The sequence below is a fragment of the Pseudomonas sp. Kh14 genome (assembly GCF_900291005.1).
In the GTDB taxonomy this organism is placed as follows: domain Bacteria; phylum Pseudomonadota; class Gammaproteobacteria; order Pseudomonadales; family Pseudomonadaceae; genus Aquipseudomonas; species Aquipseudomonas alloputida.
In genome coordinates this window covers 1-281 of the sequence record NZ_OLKJ01000076.1, presented here as the reverse complement: position 1 = coordinate 281, position 281 = coordinate 1, and the positions used below count along the sequence as shown (strand labels likewise).

At 62.3% G+C, this 281-nt stretch carries 1 protein-coding gene; it reads right to left on the bottom strand.

Annotated features, from left to right (window positions below):
* Positions 1-281, bottom strand: a 281-nt coding sequence (locus tag FQ668_RS27385) for an immunoglobulin-like domain-containing protein (protein WP_144180766.1), incomplete at both ends; no start/stop codon positions are given.

The following is a 281-nucleotide window of genomic DNA, read 5'->3' as shown; positions in this document are numbered from 1 at the left end:
ACCTCGGTGCTGACCGGGGTCTTGTCCAGGTTCAGGTTTTCGAACTTCCACGCATCTGCGCCGCTGACCGCGTCGATGGCATTGACCACCGGCGCGTTGGTGCCGACATAGACGTTGTCCGGGGCGGCTACAGTGGCCGAACCGGTGGTGCTGTTGGCTGCCACGACGACAGTGGTGCCGTCGGTCAGCTTGAAGTACAGCTCCGAGTGGTTGTTGATCGGCAGGCCGTCTTTGTTGGTCAGCGTGACGGTGTAGGTGATCTCGCCGCCTTCGGTCACCGA